Genomic DNA, 19,544 nt, shown 5'->3' with positions numbered 1-19,544 from the left:
AAAAATGCTGTTTTTTTTGCTGTGCACAAAATTGATTTCCATTCCTGGGACGCTTTCCACGGGCGTGGCCTGAGCCTGTAGTCTCAGGCGTCACGCTATTCCCGTAGGAGTCGCCCTCCATTCCAGAATGGTGTGGAAACCCATTTTGATGGGATTGGGGCTTAGCAGATGTTCTGGGAATGATTGTTTAATATGCGGCATGTCCTAGCATAATGCGACCATTATTAGATGGTCTATTTTTATATCCAAAACATTAAGGTGATCTCAGATAAGAATTGTGAAATGTTACACTTACACGCTGCATTTTAGTTTAAGAAGGAAAAACTAATTATTTTCTAGAACAGCGGTAGTTTTGTTAAAGAAGCTTAATTTTATAGTATCAACTATTAATACCTAGTGATAAAATTAATTAATAGTCTTAATAATATTGATATGGGGGATTAAATGATGTTAGATACTCAAAAAATTAAGGAAATAATTAGGCATCGATATCCATTTCTATTAGTTGATAAGATTTTGGAATTAGAAGAAGGAAAAAGAGCGGTTGGTATAAAAAATGTGACAGCAAATGAGGAATTTTTTAACGGGCATTTTCCCAACTACCCTGTTATGCCAGGTGTATTAATTGTTGAGGCATTAGCTCAAGTAAGTGCAGTTGTGATGTTAACTAAAGAAGGAAACCAAGGTCGATTAGGGTTATTAGTAGGAATAGATAAATGTCGTTTTAAACAGCAAGTAAAACCAGGAGACCAACTTCGTCTTGAGATTGAAATCACTCGATTAAAAGGACCTATTGGAAAAGGCACAGGTATAGCTACGGTTGATGGGACATTAGTTTGCGAAACAGAAATAACATTTGCATTTGGTGATTAAAAACTCGTGCAATATATGGGTAAATTCGTTTTTCTTATTGAATTAACGGTGCAAGTTAGTTGAATAAGGATATTTCCTATTTTAAGCGAATAATAATTTCAAACATCTTAACACGAATACATGTATTGAAAATAACAGGAGCATGGGAGGTATCAGATATGAAAATCAATAGAATAGATCATGTGAGTATAAACGTAAATAATCTTGCAGAGGCTAAAGCTTTTTTTCTTGAGTTAGGACTTGAAGTGCATGCGGAATGGGAATTAGATGGTAAGCAGTTGGATAAAATTGTTGGGCTTAATGATGTTAAAACGGCATGTGTAGGAATGGGGATGCCAGATGGTCAAACATGGATAGAGCTAGTCAAATTTTGTACGCAATCAGACGAAAAAGACCTTGAGCTACCCTCTGCAAATACACTGGGTATCCGACATATTTGCTTTGCTGTTGAAGATATTGATGCTGTTGTTGCAAAATTGAAAAAGAGGGGTACGGAAATCTTTAGTGAGGTACAGCAATATAAAGAAACTTATAAGTTATGTTACGTTCGTGGTCCAGAGGGGATTATTTTAGAGTTGGCGGAGAAACTAGGGTAAATATTCAATGGACTTATAACAATTTATATTTCAAACTTAAAGATCTCTTATTAAATTATCGGATGCTTTACTTCAAGAAGGAGTAAAGCATTTTTCTCTTATTGAACTAATTGCGGCAGTTTAGCGGAAGATGAGTAATCCTACAAAACGGTGCACAGAATGTCGGATGAATACATACAATTCCTGCTATTCTATTGATGAAAGGAGGTCGTATAATGGATTCGCTTAAAAACATGAACGATGCAATGAAGTATATTGAGGAAAACCTAACTAATGAAATAGACTTCAAGATGGTGGCTATGCTGGCTCATTGTTCCGAATATCATTTCAAAAGAATGTTTTCTTTCCTTGCAGGAATTACATTGTCAGAATATATTCGCCGTAGACGACTAAGTTTAGCAGCATTTGAGCTAAATATCAGTAACATAAAAATTATAGATATTGCGATTAAATACGGATACAATTCACCGGACTCTTTTACTAGAGCTTTTCAACATTTACACGGTGTAACACCATCTGAAGCAAGAAACAATGGAAAGCAGTTAAAGGCCTATCCACTAATGACCTTTCAATTATCAATTAGAGGAGGAAGAGAAATGAATTATAGGATTGAGCAAAAAGAAGCATTCAACATAGTCGGTATCATGAAAAGAGTTCCTATTATCTTTGAAGGAGAAAACCAGGGAATTACAGAAATGTGGAAGTCTTTGACCATGGAAAAAATAGATCAACTAAAAAAACTCTCTAATGTTGAACCTTTAGGGATGATTCAAGCATCTACAAATTTTTCTGAAGGCCGCATGGAAGAAAAAGGGGAGCTTGATCAGTATATAGGAGTTGCAACTACACAAGAATTCCCCGAACAACTTTCAAAACTAGAAGTTCCTGCTTTAACATGGGTGATATTTGAATCAACAGGACCTTTTCCTAGTACGCTACAAGAAACTTGGGGAAGGATTTATTCCGAGTGGTTTCCGTCTTCCAGTTATCAAGTAACAGTAGGACCTGAGATATTGTCGATTAAAACTAAAGATCTAACTTCACCGTCTGTGAAGAGCGAAATTTGGATTCCAGTTTTGAAAAAATAAATTTAATTAAAGATAAATGAGCTGTTTTGGCAGCTCTTTTATTAATAGATGGGATGATTGTGAAAGTATACACTTAAACTAATGCGGAAGGTTAGTGTAACTCTAAAACAAGCGGTGCAGGTTAGTGAAGAAAATTATAATAACTAAAAAAGGAGATATTGAATGAAGAAAAAGATTAACATAGGTTCATTTATCTTATCAATAATTTGTATTTTATTATTTCTCCTTGTTTCATTTTCAGGTCTGATTGATTATTCCGTTATGGGTACACACCCTTTAACTCTGGTTTTATATATTACATTGCTAACTTTAATTTTAGGAGTATTAGGTTTTTCAGGTATTCATGATTGGAAGGGAATGGCGAGGAGTGTGACTACATTAATTATTACATCAGGGTTATCAGCGTTTTTGACTTTCGTTATTTTTTTTGGAAGTTTATAGATAACTAGGTGCTTTACTTCATGAAGGAGTAAGGCTTTTTTTATTGAACTAAACGGTAGGTTAGTTCAATAACAAATTATATGTTTATTGTATTGAGAATAAAGTACCTTTAACTTGACAATAAAATTACCTAAATTATAATGGATATTACAGACTCCTGAAGTCTTTAATTTTGAGAGAGGATGAAACATATTGCAATCAAATTGAGGAGGGATTTTTTTATGGAAAAGAATTTATTTAAACATCAAGTATGGAAGTATGCTTGGGATAATAATCCAAACAATTCTTTAAGAATTATGCAAAGACTAGGTCAAGGTAATTTTAAACAGAAGAGTTCAAAAAATGGGCGATATCATATGAAATAGATTAATAAATGTAAATAACATTTTTTTTACTTTAATTATAGATATAAAAGATCTTTTATGGTTGTTATAAAAATAGGGAGGTAATAAAATGAATGTATTTGATTGTATCGTTATTGGTGGAGGTCCATCTGGGTTAAGTGCTAGTTTAACTTTAGGTAGGGCTATGAGAAAAATTGCATTATTTGACGATGGAACGAATAGGAATAGAGTCACACATGAGTCACATGGATTTATTACTCGAGATAGGATAAAGCCGCAAGAGTTCAAAGAAATAGGCTTAAAAGAATTGGAAAGGTATCCATCCATATCATATTTTAAAGCAACAATTACTGAAATAATTAAGGATATAGATAATGATAGATTTATTGTCAAAACACATGATGGTCAGGAATGTGTTACAGAAAAGATTATGTTGGCTACAGGTATTCAAGAGGTATTTTCTTTTCAAAGTGTAAGAGATTATTATGGGAAAAGCCTTTTTAGTTGTCCTTATTGTGATGGTTGGGAGCTAAGGGATAAGCCATTAATTGTAATGGCAGAAAAAGAAGAGCATGCACTGCATATGGCTAAATTAATTTATAACTGGTCGCAGGATTTAGTTGTCTTAACAAATGGAGTTCAACTATCTAAAGATGGAGTTACAGAGTTACAAAAACGCAATATCAAAATTAAATCAGAGCCGATTAAAAACTTAATAGGTAATAATGGTTATCTACAAAAAATTGAATTTGTAACAGGAGAAACGATCTTTAGATCAGGTGGGTTTGTTGTTCCATCTTTTTATCGTCCGAATAAATTTGCTGAGATACTAGAGTGTGAAATTCAAGAAAATGGTACAGTTGTAACAGATGGTGTTGGTAGAACTACACAAAAGAACATTTATATTGCGGGAGAAACTGAAAAATCGGGACCATCCTCATTAATTATTTCTGCTGCCGACGGCAATAAAGCTGCCGTTTCCGTTAATACCGATTTAACTATGGAACGTTTTTGATAAAGTAATAATCTCCTCCCTTTAGTCAAACCGAGTGATTTTTAAAAAATGACATCAAAATACAATGAGTTGGAGATGCACTTTCCAGCTCATTTAAATGTGCATTTTGAATCAACCTTATCTTTAACGTAGACCTTTTATTATTAAAATTAGAGCAATAGAATCTTAAGTATTGCATATTTCATCAATTTATATTATATTAATTGATGTATCAATTATTGACGTGTCAATTAATATAATAAAAAGGAGTAACTACAATATGCTTAAATATCAAAAAACAAATGATTTCAATGAAATTGTATACGGTCGTCGTTCCATTAAGGTATATGACCCCTCGGTTAAAATCAGCCGTGAAGAAATGACCGAAATTATAGCTCAAGCTTCAAAAGCTCCATCTTCTATTAATTTTCAGCCTTGGAGATTTGTAGTCATTGACAGCGAAGAAGGAAAAGCAAAGCTTGCAACACTTGCTAAATTCAACAAGGATAAAGTATTAAGTTCATCTGCGGTGATCGCTGTCTTCGGTGACCGAAATAATTTTGATTATGCCGAAGAGATATTTAGCAAAGCGGTTCAACTTGGATATATGCCTCAAGAAGTTAAAGAAGCACAATTAAATTATTTTAAACCGTTTTATGAAAATATGTCCGATGAGCAAATGAAAGATATAGTTATGCTGGATGCAGGTCTTGTTTCCATGCAACTTATGCTAGTAGCTCGTTCATTCGGGTATGATACGAATCCTATCGGTGGATATGAGAAAGACAATATTGCTGAAGCATATGGTCTGGACAAAGAACGTTATATACCGATTATGTTAATTTCCATTGGTAAAGCCATTAATGAAGGTTATCAATCATATCGTCTGCCTGTCGATACAACTACGATCTGGAAATAAGATAGAACCTTTTGAATATAAATTGGTGGATAAGTTACCATTTCGAGTTGTACTTTAAAAAATTTTGTATTATATTTTATTGACAGGTCAATAATTGAGGATTCAATAAAGTAGTAGACACTCGTATATGTTGGCCACATAAAACTATTTAGGAGGTCAAATGATGCGTTGTTCACTATCTAATCATGAACAAATCTTACATCTGCTTAAAGGGCTTAATAATCAAATTAGCCCTAAATTTGAACGGTGCACAGGCATTAGCTCTTCACGCTATGAATTGCTACACCAGCTGTATGAAACAGATGAAATCAATCAGTCCACGTTGCAAAAAGCTGTTAATATAGATAGTGCTGCTATTACTCGCCATCTAAAACAACTTGAGGCAAACGGAATGGTCGCTAGACGAAGAAATCCTAACGATAATAGAGTGATATTTGTTCGTCTTACAGAGGAAGGGCGCAAACAAATTGTTGGTTACAAAAAAGAAAAGGTTAATTTCGTAAACCAAATGCTTCATGATTTTAACCAAGAAGAATTGGAAACCCTATCTGACATGCTTAATCGTATGCAAAATAACATAAGTGAATACTAGAATTTTTAACTTCAATTGAATAGGATCTTATCAATTGTAAGTCTTAAGTATAAATAATCTAACATAAAGGATGATAACTATGATTATAATTCATGCACATCTCCAGGTAAAAATGGATCAAGAACAAGCATTCTTGGAAGAAGCAAAAACACTTCTTGCAGCAACAAGAGCTGAAAAAGGTAATATTAGCTACGATTTGATGAAATCTACTGACCAAGATTATCATTATACAATGATTGAACTTTGGGAAGATGTAGAGGCTACTAAAGCTCATAATACGAGTGAACATTTCACAGCTTTCATTCAAAAAGCTCCGTCTTTTATGGCCGCACCGATGGTCCTAAAAGTATTTGACGGAGAACTTGTACAAGCCTAAATTTTATATTAAATACCAAACACCCCAAGGATTAAATCCTTGGGGTGTTTGTTTTTGTTCATATTTTATATGATAAAAAATCCCACTAGACAGGGGAGAATCTAGTGGGCAGTTCTTTCAATTATTAAAGTGTCGTGCATTTATCACAGTGGTTCCCGTAGCATTCATGTTGTTCTTCTATTGTTTCACCACATGTTGCACATTTCTTAGCGGGCAGGTTACGGAAAAATTCAATTACGTTTTCTAACATAGTTGTTCCACCTCCATCTGTTATATAACTGTTTTAATTGTTTTTATTGTAGTATAACACAGTTCGATTTGTCAACATATTAACTGAACTTTTGATAAAATAATTATAAAGGAGAGATGAACATGTATTTTATTGATAATAAAGGAATTACAGATCCACGTATTAACTTAGCAATTGAGGAGTACGCATTAAACACAATGGACGTTGAAAAGGATTCTTTTCTTCTGTTTTACATAAATCAGCCTTCTATTATTATTGGGAGAAACCAAAATACAATTGAAGAAATAAATACTGATTTTGTAGAGAAAAATGGCATTATCCCAGTACGTAGACTTTCTGGAGGGGGTGCTGTGTACCATGATTTAGGAAACCTGAATTATAGCTTTTTAACAAAGGATGACGGAGAGAGCTTTCGTAACTTTAAAAAGTTCACACAGCCTGTTATAGATGCACTTGCAAAAATGGGTGTAAATGCAGAGTTGTCTGGAAGAAACGATATTTTGGCTGAAGGGAAAAAAATCTCTGGGAATGCTCAATACTCTACTCGTGGACGTATGTTCAGCCATGGAACATTGATGTTCGATACAGAAATAGATGCTGTTGTATCTGCCTTAAAGGTAAGCAAAGAAAAAATTGAATCTAAAGGTATTAAATCAATTCGTAGTCGTGTTACGAATATAATCGAGCTACTAGAAAATCCAATGACAGTCGAAGAATTCCGTTTAGAACTTCTCGCTTCCATTTTTGAAGGGGAAGAAAATATACAATATTGGGAGCTAACAGAGCAGGACTGGGAGAATATCCATATGCTTTCAGAAGAGCGTTATCAACAATGGGATTGGAACTACGGTAAATCACCTAAATTCAATATGAAGCATTCGCACCGCTTCCCAGTTGGAGGCGTAGATGTTCGTTTAGATGTAAATAAAGGAATGATTGAAGAAGTGAAAATCTTCGGAGATTTCTTCGGTGTAGGTGATATGGCTGAAGTAGAACAGCTTCTAACTGGAAAACCGTACAGCAAAGAAGGAATCGAAGCTGCATTAACAAACATAGACGTCCCTAAATACTTCGGTGGTATTACAAAAGAAGAGCTTGTTCAATTAATTTATTAATAAATGGAAGAGAGTCTGACGTATGTTGGGCTCTTTTTTGATATGATAAAGTAAGAACTGTTTTTGTGGAGGAGGATTATTGTGACAACGCATCGTGTGTTAGTTGTAGAGGATGATCGAAAGATAGCATCTCTACTTGCAGATACTTTAAGGAAATATCATTACGAGGTGCATACTATAGAGGATTTTGAACAAATAGTGGAGGAGTTTACTGCGTTTGATCCTCATATTGTGTTGCTGGATGTAAATTTACCATCGTATGATGGATATTATTGGTGTCGCCAATTGCGCCAATTAACTACTTGCCCGATTATATTCGTTTCTGCTAGATCTGGTGAAATGGATCAAATATTTGCGCTAGAAAATGGTGGAGATGATTTTATCACGAAGCCTTTTCATTATGAAATCGTCCTAGCTAAAATAAGAAGTCATTTGAGAAGAACGTATGGTGAATATGCCGCGAAGCAGGAAGAAAGAGTTATCAAGGTTGGTAGGTTACAGCTTTATATGGAACGAATGGAGTTACATACCGTACATGGTGAAATTCCACTTCAAAAGAAAGAGTGTACGATATTAGAATTATTGCTAAAAAGCCATCCGAAGCTGGTGACTAGGGAGCAACTATTAGAGGAACTTTGGGATGACCAGTCATTCGTTGATGAGAATACATTAAATGTAAATATGACAAGAGTTCGAAAAAAGTTAAGTGACTATAATGTTTTGTCTACAATTGAAACTGTCAGAGGAGCAGGATACAGATTAATCCTGAGCTCGGAGGAGTCATAATATGATTCGATTGTTTATAAAGGAGCATTTAGTTTTTTTAGTTTTTCAGGTTTTATTAGTATTATTTGTAATGCTGCTATATTGGCTGGATGGTTTCCGAAATGTAGATACTGCGGTGTATTCCATTGTTATTACTAGTATATTGACCATGACCTTTTTAGGGACATTATTTGTAAAAAAGTATGCATTCTATAAGAAGATTCTATCTGTGCCTACTAAGATTGAGGTTGTATTGCAACGAGAGGCGCAGTCCCCGGAGATAAAACAAATCGAGAAGTATTTGCAGCATATTTATCGTTTGTATCAAAAGGAAGTACAACTTCTATATGCTAGGCAAAATAGACATTTACAATTTATGAATAGCTGGGTACATCAGATGAAAACACCTATTTCGGTTATAGAGCTGATGACTCAAGGGAATGATCAAGTAGATGCAGCTGGTGTTTCTGAAGAAATGGATCGACTGAAGCGTGGTCTGGATGCAGTTCTGATGAATGCTCGGTTAGATACATTTGAAGAAGATATGCAAATTGAACAAATTGATATAAAACAGCTTGTTATGGAAGTGGTATCTAGTAATAAGCGATTATTTATAGGAAGTCATGTATTTCCGGTTATATCTATTGAAAAAGATTGTACGGTTACTTCAGATTCGAAGTGGTTACGGTTTGTAATAGCTCAATTTTTAACAAATGCGATTAAATATACTTTTGAGGAAAACAAAAAGGTATACTTTGAAACTACCTTTGAACATAATCAGGTCATTTTATCCGTAAGAGATGAAGGAATTGGCATACCTGTCTCAGATATGAAAAGAGTGACAAGAGCTTTTTTCACTGGAGAAAATGGCAGGAAAACTGGTGAATCTACTGGAATGGGATTATATTTGGCACAGGAAATTTGTCATAGATTAGGGCATGAGATGAAAATAATATCAACAGTGGGAGAAGGAACGACAGTATCGATTGTATTTGAACAACAAGAAACTTCAGAACGAGGTGAGCTCGATGTCGATATTAACACTGGAAGAAATAACGAAGGTATATGAGGGGAAAGTCGCGCATTTAGCGATAAATCAACTAAGCTTCGAGGTAGAAAAGGGAGAATTCCTTGCAGTTATGGGTCCATCAGGTAGTGGGAAAACAACTCTACTCAATTTGATATCAACAGTCGATAGCCCAACTTCAGGAGATATGACGATTAATGGCTTAGATCCTATGAAATTGAAAAGCAATGATTTATCATTATTCCGGAGAAGACAGCTTGGCTTTGTTTTTCAGGACTTTAATCTACTTTCAGCATTAACTGTGGAAGAGAATATGGTATTGCCATTAACATTAGATGAACAGCCGATAAATGTGATGAAACAAAAAGTTAATAGTATAGCGGAACAGCTTGATATTACCTCTATTTTAGAAAAAAGACCATTTGAAATTTCCGGGGGACAAGCGCAAAGAACAGCAATTGGACGCGCTTTAATACATGAGCCTTCTATTATACTGGCAGATGAGCCAACCGGAAATCTGGATTCAAAAGCTGCAAAAGATGTGTTAGAACTGTTATCTAATGTCAATAAAAGAAGTAATACGACCATTATTATGGTGACACATGATCCGATTGCTGCAAGCTATTGTGATCGTGTTTTGTTTATAAAGGATGGCGAGTATTTTAATGAAATATATAAAGATGACCGAAGACAAACGTTCTTTCAACGTATTTTAAATGTCTTATCTTTACTGGGTGGAAATGTAAATGACCTTTCGACAATTCGCTTATAATAATGTCATTCGAAATGCACGTGTATATGCTGCATTCTTATTGGCGAGTATTTTTTCAGTTTTAGTGTTTTTTGTCTATTCAATGTTAATGTTTCATCCCAATATTGAAGATCAATTTTTACAGAATATCGCTTTTGGCGGAATGTTCATTGCACAGGTTATTTTAATAATATTCACTTTGTCTTTTTTATTTTATTCGATGAGTGCTTTTCTAGAGGCTCGTTCACAGGAATTTGGAGTCCTATTAAATTTAGGGATGGACAAGCGTCAGCTTAATCGGATGATTTTCTTAGAAACGATGATATTAGGGTTTATATCAACAACTGTAGGTATCTTTTTTGGATTTGCTTTTTCTAAGTTTTTCTTTATGGTTATTCGAGAGATGTTTTTACTTGATAATCTACCGTTATATTTGTCATGGAAGCCTTTTACATTGACTATTCTTGTATTTTTATCATTGTATATCATTATTTCCTTTGGTAGCTCAGTATTTATACGTAAAAAGAATATAATTCAGCTTCTAAAGGGATATGGTAAACAAAATGAACAAGAGGCTTATAGTAAGGGAAGGGCAGTATTAGGATTATTGCTGCTTTTCACTGCTTATAGTTTAGTTTTATTATCTCTTTTTCAAATTAAAGTATATATGAGCTTTATCATTATTTTCCTGGCATTGGTTGGCACTTATCTGTTCTATACAGATAGTGTTTTGTATTTGTTAGGAATTATTCGAAAGCGTAAGAATTTGTACTGGCATTCATTTCGATTGATAGCATTTGCAGAAGGTTCTATTAAAATAAGAGAAAATGCTCGAATGTTTTTCATAGTTACGGTTGTTTCGACAATAGCTTTTCTTTCAGTAGGTGTTGTAACTTCGTTTACTTCTTTTACAGCGCAATATAGGGAAATGAATCCGGTCAGTATTTTCTATTCAAGTAATTGGGATAATCCTTTTGAGGAAGAGCATGTGATGAAACTATCTCAGGAGCTTCAAAGGGAGGGGTTGTCTTATGACTTAGTTAAGCTCTCTGTAAAAAAACAAACTTCTTCTAATTTGCGTAGCCAAGTAAATCTTATAAAAGAATCGGAAGTAAATAGTTTAGCGGTTGCATTGAAAATTCCTTTGATCGACCTGCAAAATGGGGAAGCATTGATCATACCGAATAGACGTGAAGACTACGAAGGCTTAAGGATTGAAGACGAGCAAACGGTGCTAGAGGAAAGCAGTGTACCTATTCAGATTAAAGGAATCTATGATCGCTTGATATTCCCATCCATTGCCCTTAAAAATAGATCGTTAATCATTAGTGATGAGGATTACGAACTTATTACTGAGCCTTTATATGGATATGGCTTAAGGGAGTCAAACATAACATTTTATGCTTTTCATGTTTCCGAGTGGCTTCGCACGAAGGATGTCGGCACTGACTTAGACAGAATTATGACTCAAACCATGGGAACTTCAGATATAAATCCCAATGCTTACTATTTCTTTAATCCTGGCTTAAATTATTCTATCATCCGTGCTACATTCTCTTTATTGTTATTTACAGGTTTGCTTGTAGCAGCAGTATTACTGCTTGCAGCTGGGAGTTTTGTGTACTTTAAGCTTTATACAGATTTAGAGCGCGATAAAAAACAATATGATGTACTTCGTAGAATGGGCGTTACGGATCGAGAGTTAGTGAAAATAGTAAATCGCCAGTTAATTCCTCAGTTTTTCCTGCCTTGGGGATTGGCTATGGTGCATAGTACGTTTTCGTTTATGTTTTTACAAGCATTTTGGGTCGACTTAGCAGCAGTTTCCATAGCAATGGAAATGTTACTTGTATTAATAGCATTCACTATTATTCAAGTTTCTTATTTCTTTTTGATTCGTTGGAGATACATTTCCCATATACAATAGTGAAAAGAAGGTTACAGGAGTAGCCTTCTTTTTTGGGTATAAGAACTTTTTAATACGGCAAATGAACTAGTAGTAATTTTCTTCAGCAATTCTTAAAGTATGAAATTAAAGTATTTAGAAATAGAATATTAAATCTGATTAGCGCAAGTACTATAGCATATTCTAGTTTTTCTTGAATTGTCAAAACTTTTCTTATATAATGAATACGGGGATAATGAATGGTCATTCATTCAAAAAAAGATGGGAGACGAGAGTATGAGTTTAGTTTCACGTGTTCAACAGATTGCTAGTGAGCATCCGGAGAAGGTTGCCTATCATTTTATGGGAAAAGATACTACATACGCAGAATTCGATCAGTCAGTTGAGCTATTTGCAGGGGCATTAAAGTCAATTGGTGTGGATAAAGGCGATAATATTGGTTTTTTACTAGGGAACTCACCACATTTTTTAATTTCTTTATATGCTACTATGCGAATTGGTGCGACGGCAGTTCCGATTAATCCAATTTATTCGCCAGATGAAATCAGTTACATTGTAAAAAACAGTGATGCTAAGGTAATTATTGCTCTGGATGCATTATTGCCTTTAGTAGAGAAAGCCGCTGGAGTTTTCACTTCGGTTGAAAATTACATTATTTGTGAAACGCAGCCGGCTACTGTTCAAAAACTAGCTGATTTACCAGAAGAATTGAAGACAAAAGTGAAACCGTTTTCAATGATGATTTCTTCATCTATACTGGGTACTTCTGCAGCGGATACAGACCCAGATGATATTGCTGTAATCTTATATACTTCTGGAACTACTGGTCATCCAAAAGGTGCAATGTTAACATACAATAATATTTACTCTAATGCTCGTGATGTTGCAGAATACTTGAAGATTAATACAGAAGATCGTGTAATAACAACTTTACCTGTATTTCATGTGTTTGCACTAACAGTAGTTGTGAATGCGCCATTACTAATGGGGGCAACCCTTCTATTAATTCCAAGATTTACCCCACAAGAAGTGTTTAGTGTTGCAAAAGAGCATCAAGCAACAGTATTTGCAGGTGTTCCAACCATGTATAATTTCTTGTATCAATTCCCGGAAGCCAATGTAGAAGATTTTTCAAGAATTCGCTTAGCAATTTCGGGTGGATCTTCATTGCCAGTTGCACTGTTACATAACTTTGAAAACAAGTTCAATGTTCGTGTATCAGAAGGATATGGTTTGTCGGAGGCATCACCGGTAACATGCTTTAACCCAATAGACCGTGATCGTAAGCCAGGTTCAATCGGAACAAATATCGTAAATGTGGAAAATAAAATCGTCAATGAACTTGGAGAAGAAGTTCCAATAGGTGAGGTAGGAGAACTGATCGTTCGCGGACCTAACGTCATGAAGGGTTACTACAAGATGCCGGAAGAAACAGAAAGTGCAATCCGCGATGGCTGGTTATATACTGGAGATCTTGCAAGACAAGACGAGGAAGGCTATTTCTTTATCGTTGACCGAAAAAAGGATATGATTATCGTTGGTGGCTATAATGTATATCCACGTGAAGTAGAGGAAGTGCTATTTACACATCCTAGTATAGTTGAGGCAGCAGTTGTTGGAATTCCTGATCCAAACTTTGGAGAGGAAGTGCTTGCATTTGTTGTCAAAAAAGATCCTACGTTGACAGAACAACAGTTACAAGACTATTGTTCAGAAAAACTAGCAAAATATAAAGTGCCTAAGAAGATTGAATTCTTAGAGGAACTTCCTAAGAATACAACGGGTAAAATCCTACGACGCTCTTTAAAAGCACAAACAGTTTAAATGATAAATTTATCGCTCCTCATGTAATCTTGAGGAGCTTTTTTTATAGACTTTCATAGAAACTAGAAGGAAAAAGATTTCGAATGTCGAAATAAATAGAGAGAGTAGATTTAAATAGAGGGGGATTTTTAAATGATTAAAAGAAAACTAGAAGCAACCGATTTATTTGCAATACAATCGATAACAAATCCTGTGATTTCACCAAACGGAAAGGAGGCAGTTTTCATTCGAACGGAAATGCACAAAGAGGATAATAAATACTATGCTTATTTATATCACGTAGATATCGAAACGGATGAAATAACACAATGGACCCATTCGAAAGAAAAAGTGTCATCCCCTAAATGGTCAGCAGATGGGAAACAACTAGCATTTCTATCAAATCGTGATAAGAAAAATCAGATTTACATTATGTCAGCTAGAGGTGGAGAAGCAAAACGACTTACAAAATTTAAAGACGGTGTTTCTAGTTTTATTTGGTCTCCTTGTAGTAAAAAGATTTGGTTCTCTGCTTCCTTTAAAGACGGGGAAAGTTGGACGGACGATGCTGAAAAGGAAGATAAGAAACTACCGGAAGCTTATATTGTTGAAAAAATGAAATATCATAGTGATGGAGTAGGTTTGTTACCTAAAGATACAAACCGACAAATTGGATCTATCGTTATAGCATCTGGAGAAGTTAAAGCTTTTACAGATGGTACATTTAATCATAGTCTTCAGGCAATTTCTCACGATGGGAAAAAACTAGTAATCGGTGTGAATCGTGATGAAAATCAAGATTTTTCATTCCGTGAGCCTATATTATTAATCGACGTTGAAACGAAAAAAGAAACGGTAATTATTGAAGAAAGCGGATATTTTGGAGGAGCAACATTCTCAGCAGATGATCAATATATTGCCTTTGGAGGAATGCTTCACACATTTAAAAATGCAACACATGCAGAGGTGTATGTATATGAAGTGAGAACTGGCAAACTTCAAATACTTACTGAAGGTATTGATGCTCCAGTAGGGGATTATGCAGGAGCAGATATCCAACAAGGAGCAAGTGCACCTGATGTTGTTTGGACAGAGCAGAATCACCTCTATTTCCAACTATCCACAATGGGGGATGTACGTTTGTATTTCGCGTCTCTTGAAGGGGAGATTTACCCAGCAACACCGGAAAACGAGCATGTATATGGATACGATATTGCGGGTAATGGAACCTTTGCTCTTGCGACAATAAGTAATGCAATATTTCCCGGGGAATTATTTAAACTAAATTTGGCGACTGGTGAAAGAATTGCTCTCACTAAATTTAACGAAGAGTTGTTAAATGAAGTAGAGCTTGTCGAACCAGAAGCCATTGTGTATAAAGGCCTTAATGATTGGGATGTCCACGGTTGGTTAATGAAACCGACAGGCTACCAGGACGGAAATAAGTATCCACTTATTGTAGAAGTCCATGGTGGACCTCATACGATGTATGCGAATACATTTTTCCATGAGCTACAACTATTAGCGGCGCAAGGATATGGAGTTTTATATGTAAATCCACGTGGAAGTCATTCATATAGTCAACAATTTGTTGACGCTGTGCGCGGAGATTACGGTGGTGGTGACTATGAAGATATCATGGCTGGAGTAGATTATGTGTTGAAGGAAAATGATTGGATTGACAAAGACCGCTTAGGAGTAACAGGTGGGAGCTACGGTGGGTTTATGACAAACTGGATTGTAGGGCATACAAATCGCTTTAAAGCAGCGGTTACGCAACGTTCGATTTCAAATTGGATCAGTTTTTATGGAGTTTCTGATATTGGATACTACTTCACACCATGGCAGATTGGTACCGATATGACGGATATTGATAAACTATGGGATGCGTCTCCACTCAAATACGCAGCTAACGTAGAAACACCTTTATTGATATTGCATAGCGAAAATGACTATCGTTGTCCTATCGAACAAGGGCAACAGCTATATATTACGTTAAAAGTTATGGGGAAAGAGACAAGTTTCGTGCGTTTCCCGCAATCCGATCATAATTTATCTCGAGTAGGACTGCCTAATTTAAGACAAACACGACTTGATCAAATCACGAGCTGGTTTGCCAAATATATTGGTTAACAGAAAAAAGACCCCGTCATTTCGATAAGGAAATGACGGGGTTTTGTTGGATTGGATGATTCCGCCAAATAATTGGTCGAATCCAATATAAATTACTTTTTATGAAATCCTTTTTTATAATAGACAATCACTAATCCGATTATCCATATGGGACCTACTATTAGGGCGATACGTGTATCGGGGAAGTAAGCCATGAGACCAAGTACCAATACTAAAAAAGCTAGTGCTAAATAGGATCCTACTGGATAGAACAAAGCCTTATAGGAAAGCCTTGATACTTCTCCTTTTGTAAGTGTTTTACGGAATTTTAATTGAGATAATAATATAATTCCCCATGTCCAAACGGCTCCGAATGTCGAAATACTCGTTACCCAGATGAATACTTTTTCAGGAACTAAGTAATTTAATACAACCCCGACTAACAATAAAACCGCTGAAAATACAATAGCTTTTGAAGGTACTCCCGATCTGCTGATTTTAGAAAATGAATTAGGAGCTTGTTTCTGCTGAGCCAAATTAAATAACATACGCCCAGTGCTAAAAATACCACTATTACAACTAGATAGTGCAGCTGTAAGGACTACAAAGTTAATAATACCTGCTGCTGGACCGATACCAATTTTCTCGAACATTAAAACGAAAGGACTTCCGTTAGCTCCTATCTCGTTCCATGGATAAATAGACATTATTACAAACAGTGCCCCAACATAGAACAGTAAAATACGCCAAAACACCGTATCGATTGCTCGTGGTATCACTGTTTTAGGATTTTTTGCTTCTCCAGCAGTTACACCGATCATCTCCACACCTAAATACGCAAACATGACCATCTGTAGGGACATGAATATTCCAGTAACGCCATTTGGAGCAAATCCACCGTTCGACCATAAATTGCTTATGCCAACTGCTATTCCATCATTACCGAGACCAAAAAGAATTACCCCCAGCCCTACAAAAATCATTGCTAAGATGGCAATAATTTTAATAAGCGCAAACCAAAACTCAAACTCCCCATAAGCTTTAACGGCTATTAAGTTAATAAGTGTCATAATAACTAATGCGCCTAATGCCCATATCCATGGAGCTGTGTCTGGATACCACATTTGCATATAAACTCCTACAGCTGTAATCTCTGCCATACAGGTAACTACCCATAAAAACCAATAATTCCATCCTGTTATGTATCCAGCAAGAGGACCTAAATAATCCTTTGCATACCGACTAAATGAACCCGAAACAGGATTATGAACAGCCATTTCTCCAAGCGCTCGCATGATGATAAAAATAGCCATTCCCCCGACGATATAGGAAATCAGAATAGCAGGTCCTGCAAGTTGTATTGCCGTTGCTGAACCTAAAAATAGCCCAACTCCGATTGCTGCTCCTAATGACATCAAGGTGATATGTCGTTGTTCTAAACCTCGTTGTAATTGATTTCCACCCAAGCTATGTCACTCCTCGTTATTTAATACTGTAAGATAAAACTTTATCACAATAATGTGCATATTGGGAACAGTCTATCATACTGATATTGTGGTAAAATTATGTATACAAAGCATGATAGAATGGAGTTAAATGATGAAAGATGTAACGATTCGTCCTATTATCGAAGGAGAGCTTTTTAGACTATGGGAATTAAGTGCAAAGGAAGAAGCACCAGAGTGGAAAAAATGGGATGCACCTTATTATCCGCATATTCCTACAACATTAGAGAATTTCTTAGAAAAGAAAGATCAATTGATCCAGCAAGATGATATGTGGGGTATTTATGTAAATGGAGAATTAGTCGGTTCACTCTGTTACTACTGGGAGCACGAGGAATCCCTCTGGTTAGAAATGGGGATTGTCATTTATGAAGCCAATTTTTGGAGTGGTGGAATAGGCACAGAGGCACTTCGAATGTGGATTAATCATTTATTTAAAGAATTACCACTTGTTCGTGTTGGTTATACAACTTGGTCTGGTAATGAACGCATGATTAAAGTCGGTGAAAAGTTGGGTATGTCTATGGAAGCAAGACTACGAAAATGTCGTTTCTATAACGGAGTATATTATGACTCTATTCGAATGGGTTTATTAAGAGAAGAATGGGAAGAACGTGTATGACACCATTAGTTGAATTAAAGCAGCTGATGAAAAAGCATTGGGATGCTCAGAAAAAAAGTGAACTATTTTCTGATGTAACTACTACTATCGAACAACCAGAACGTATTGCCTTACTCGGTAAATCTGGGCAAGGTAAGAGTACGCTCCTACGCATTCTAGCAAAATTAGAATCTGTTGATAGTGGAACGATTTACTTCAACGGTCAATTAATGAGTGAAGTAGATAGTAGAATATGGCGTATGAACATATGCTATGTTGCCCAACAAGCTACAATGCTTCCAGGGACCATATTGGATAATTTAATGATCAGCAGTAAAATACATAATCGAACTTTTGAAGAAAGTTACGCAAGACAGTTGATAAAAGCAGTAGGGTTAGATCATTTAGACTGGGGGAAGCATGCAGGAGATTTATCTGGTGGGGAAAAACAGCGTATTGCTTTAGTTCGCTCGTTGCTATTACGACCGAAAATATTACTTCTTGATGAAATTACGGCTTCTCTTGACCAACAGAGTAAGGAATTAGTAGAACAGCTACTATTCAAACTCCATCAAAAAGAGAAGATAGGATTTATTTGGGTGACACATGATATGGAGCAAGCCAAAAATGTTAGTGAACGTATTTGGTATATGGAAGATGGGACACTTGCAAGTGATGTAAAGACGTCTGTGTTTTTAGACGACCAAGCGAGCTCTCCAACACAGGTGAAACTATGAGCCTGCTAGCATTAAGTTTTACTTTACTGTTTGTCATTATTACGATGCTAGTATCGGTTTGGCAAAAGCTTGACTTAGAGAAGGACATTGCAATCGGAACGGTTAGAGCGGCAATACAGTTACTTGCTGTTGGGTATGTTTTGCAGTTTGTATTCCAGTCAGAAAATATTCTATTCATTATCATAATCATTTGCGTCATGATTGTTGTCGCAGCATTTAATGCAGCAAAACGGGCAAAAGGAATGGAAGGAGTGATATGGAGAATTATTCTCTCTATTGCTACGATGGAAATCCTAATGATGGGACTATTACTAAGCTTGCAAATCATAGACGCAACACCACAGTACATCATCCCGCTAAGTGGAATGACTATTGGTAATGCAATGGTTGCGTGTGGATTGTTTCTAACACAACTAAAGCGAGAAACGGAAAGCTCTAAAGGGGAAATTGAAACCTTACTTTCACTCGGTGCAACTAGTCGCCAGGCTGTGCAAGATGTGTTAAAACGCTCCGTCAAATTCAGTATGATTCCGACAATTGATGCGATGAAAACAGTGGGACTTGTCCAATTGCCGGGAATGATGACAGGAATGATTATTGCTGGAGCAGACCCAGTCGAAGCAGTTCGTTATCAAATATTGATTATTTTTGTATTTACTAGTTCCTCAGCCATTACAAGTATGATGCTAAGTGTACTTTGTTATAAAAAATTATTTACAAAGGATCTACAATTGAAGGATTGGAGATAA

Annotated in this window: 21 protein-coding genes; 19 read left to right on the top strand and 2 right to left on the bottom strand. The window is 35.8% G+C overall.

Going from position 1 to position 19,544, the window contains the following annotated elements; translation table 11 throughout:
- Positions 1 to 447: 447 nt before the first annotated feature.
- The 9 genes from fabZ to MKY29_RS16255 all read left to right on the top strand — a co-directional run bounded on the left by fabZ (position 448) and on the right by MKY29_RS16255 (position 6,223).
- Positions 448 to 873, top strand: a complete 426-nt coding sequence (fabZ, locus tag MKY29_RS16295; RefSeq protein WP_090570101.1) for a 3-hydroxyacyl-ACP dehydratase FabZ — start codon at positions 448 to 450, stop codon at positions 871 to 873.
- 158 nt (positions 874 to 1,031) lie between these two features.
- Entirely contained in the window at positions 1,032 to 1,469 is a 438-nt protein-coding gene (locus MKY29_RS16290; RefSeq protein WP_340880303.1) for a VOC family protein, read from the top strand.
- Between the two features lie 215 nt (positions 1,470 to 1,684).
- Positions 1,685 to 2,557 (top strand): AraC family transcriptional regulator, encoded by an 873-nt coding sequence (locus tag MKY29_RS16285; protein ID WP_340880301.1) that lies wholly within the window; start codon positions 1,685 to 1,687, stop codon positions 2,555 to 2,557.
- A 162-nt stretch (positions 2,558 to 2,719) separates the two neighbouring features.
- Positions 2,720 to 2,998, top strand: a complete 279-nt coding sequence (locus tag MKY29_RS16280) for a hypothetical protein (protein ID WP_340880300.1) — start codon at positions 2,720 to 2,722, stop codon at positions 2,996 to 2,998.
- Between the two features lie 221 nt (positions 2,999 to 3,219).
- Positions 3,220 to 3,363: a hypothetical protein gene (locus MKY29_RS16275; RefSeq protein ID WP_340880299.1), complete on the top strand. Its 144-nt coding sequence runs from the start codon at positions 3,220 to 3,222 to the stop codon at positions 3,361 to 3,363.
- An 88-nt stretch (positions 3,364 to 3,451) separates the two neighbouring features.
- A complete protein-coding gene (locus MKY29_RS16270; protein ID WP_340880298.1) occupies positions 3,452 to 4,357 on the top strand; it encodes an NAD(P)/FAD-dependent oxidoreductase in 906 nt (301 codons plus the stop codon).
- A 259-nt stretch (positions 4,358 to 4,616) separates the two neighbouring features.
- Positions 4,617 to 5,255 carry a nitroreductase family protein gene (locus MKY29_RS16265; RefSeq protein WP_340880297.1) on the top strand — a complete coding sequence of 213 codons (639 nt, stop codon included), beginning with the start codon at positions 4,617 to 4,619 and terminating at the stop codon, positions 5,253 to 5,255.
- Positions 5,256 to 5,418: 163 nt separating this feature from the next.
- On the top strand, positions 5,419 to 5,847 hold the full coding sequence (locus MKY29_RS16260) for a MarR family winged helix-turn-helix transcriptional regulator (RefSeq protein WP_093496559.1): 429 nt from the start codon (positions 5,419 to 5,421) through the stop codon (positions 5,845 to 5,847).
- 79 nt (positions 5,848 to 5,926) lie between these two features.
- Positions 5,927 to 6,223: a putative quinol monooxygenase gene (locus MKY29_RS16255; RefSeq protein WP_340880296.1), complete on the top strand. Its 297-nt coding sequence runs from the start codon at positions 5,927 to 5,929 to the stop codon at positions 6,221 to 6,223.
- 124 nt (positions 6,224 to 6,347) lie between these two features.
- Here MKY29_RS16255 and yhfH read toward each other — a convergent pair whose 3' ends face one another.
- Positions 6,348 to 6,473, bottom strand: a complete 126-nt coding sequence (gene yhfH / locus MKY29_RS16250) for a protein YhfH (protein WP_093496558.1) — start codon at positions 6,471 to 6,473, stop codon at positions 6,348 to 6,350.
- A 122-nt stretch (positions 6,474 to 6,595) separates the two neighbouring features.
- Here yhfH and MKY29_RS16245 point away from each other — a divergent pair, with 122 nt between their 5' ends.
- The 7 genes from MKY29_RS16245 (at position 6,596) to MKY29_RS16215 (ending at position 15,973) form a co-directional block, all read left to right on the top strand.
- Positions 6,596 to 7,588 (top strand): lipoate--protein ligase, encoded by a 993-nt coding sequence (locus tag MKY29_RS16245; RefSeq protein WP_340880295.1) that lies wholly within the window; start codon positions 6,596 to 6,598, stop codon positions 7,586 to 7,588.
- A gap of 81 nt (positions 7,589 to 7,669) precedes the next feature.
- Entirely contained in the window at positions 7,670 to 8,374 is a 705-nt protein-coding gene (locus MKY29_RS16240; RefSeq protein ID WP_093496556.1) for a response regulator transcription factor, read from the top strand.
- Between the two features lies 1 nt (position 8,375).
- Complete coding sequence (locus tag MKY29_RS16235) at positions 8,376 to 9,422, top strand: sensor histidine kinase (protein ID WP_340880294.1); 1,047 nt, start codon at positions 8,376 to 8,378, stop codon at positions 9,420 to 9,422.
- On the top strand, positions 9,382 to 10,152 hold the full coding sequence (locus MKY29_RS16230) for an ABC transporter ATP-binding protein (RefSeq protein ID WP_090566614.1): 771 nt from the start codon (positions 9,382 to 9,384) through the stop codon (positions 10,150 to 10,152). The genes MKY29_RS16235 and MKY29_RS16230 overlap by 41 nt, the downstream gene beginning before the upstream one ends.
- Complete coding sequence (locus MKY29_RS16225) at positions 10,127 to 12,058, top strand: ABC transporter permease (RefSeq protein WP_340880293.1); 1,932 nt, start codon at positions 10,127 to 10,129, stop codon at positions 12,056 to 12,058. Before MKY29_RS16230 ends, MKY29_RS16225 begins: the two co-directional genes overlap by 26 nt.
- A gap of 255 nt (positions 12,059 to 12,313) precedes the next feature.
- Positions 12,314 to 13,861, top strand: a complete 1,548-nt coding sequence (locus MKY29_RS16220; RefSeq protein WP_445677880.1) for a fatty acid--CoA ligase family protein — start codon at positions 12,314 to 12,316, stop codon at positions 13,859 to 13,861.
- Positions 13,862 to 13,993: 132 nt separating this feature from the next.
- Positions 13,994 to 15,973, top strand: coding sequence for a S9 family peptidase (locus MKY29_RS16215; protein ID WP_340880291.1), 1,980 nt, complete (start codon positions 13,994 to 13,996; stop codon positions 15,971 to 15,973).
- A 92-nt stretch (positions 15,974 to 16,065) separates the two neighbouring features.
- On the opposite strand, the gene MKY29_RS16210 is transcribed toward MKY29_RS16215, so the two are convergent.
- Positions 16,066 to 17,418, bottom strand: coding sequence for an amino acid permease (locus MKY29_RS16210; protein WP_340880290.1), 1,353 nt, complete (start codon positions 17,416 to 17,418; stop codon positions 16,066 to 16,068).
- A 133-nt stretch (positions 17,419 to 17,551) separates the two neighbouring features.
- Here MKY29_RS16210 and MKY29_RS16205 point away from each other — a divergent pair, with 133 nt between their 5' ends.
- From MKY29_RS16205 to MKY29_RS16195, 3 genes are read left to right on the top strand one after another with little or no spacing between them, the layout of a single operon-like run.
- Positions 17,552 to 18,079 carry a GNAT family N-acetyltransferase gene (locus tag MKY29_RS16205; RefSeq protein WP_241598986.1) on the top strand — a complete coding sequence of 176 codons (528 nt, stop codon included), beginning with the start codon at positions 17,552 to 17,554 and terminating at the stop codon, positions 18,077 to 18,079.
- Positions 18,076 to 18,795, top strand: a complete 720-nt coding sequence (locus MKY29_RS16200) for an ABC transporter ATP-binding protein (protein WP_093496550.1) — start codon at positions 18,076 to 18,078, stop codon at positions 18,793 to 18,795. Before MKY29_RS16205 ends, MKY29_RS16200 begins: the two co-directional genes overlap by 4 nt.
- Complete coding sequence (locus MKY29_RS16195; protein WP_093496549.1) at positions 18,792 to 19,544, top strand: ABC transporter permease; 753 nt, start codon at positions 18,792 to 18,794, stop codon at positions 19,542 to 19,544. The genes MKY29_RS16200 and MKY29_RS16195 overlap by 4 nt, the downstream gene beginning before the upstream one ends.

It is taken from the genome of Psychrobacillus sp. FSL K6-2365 (genome assembly GCF_038003165.1).
GTDB lineage: Bacteria > Bacillota > Bacilli > Bacillales_A > Planococcaceae > Psychrobacillus > Psychrobacillus psychrodurans.
This window is presented reverse-complemented; position numbering and strand designations above follow the sequence as displayed.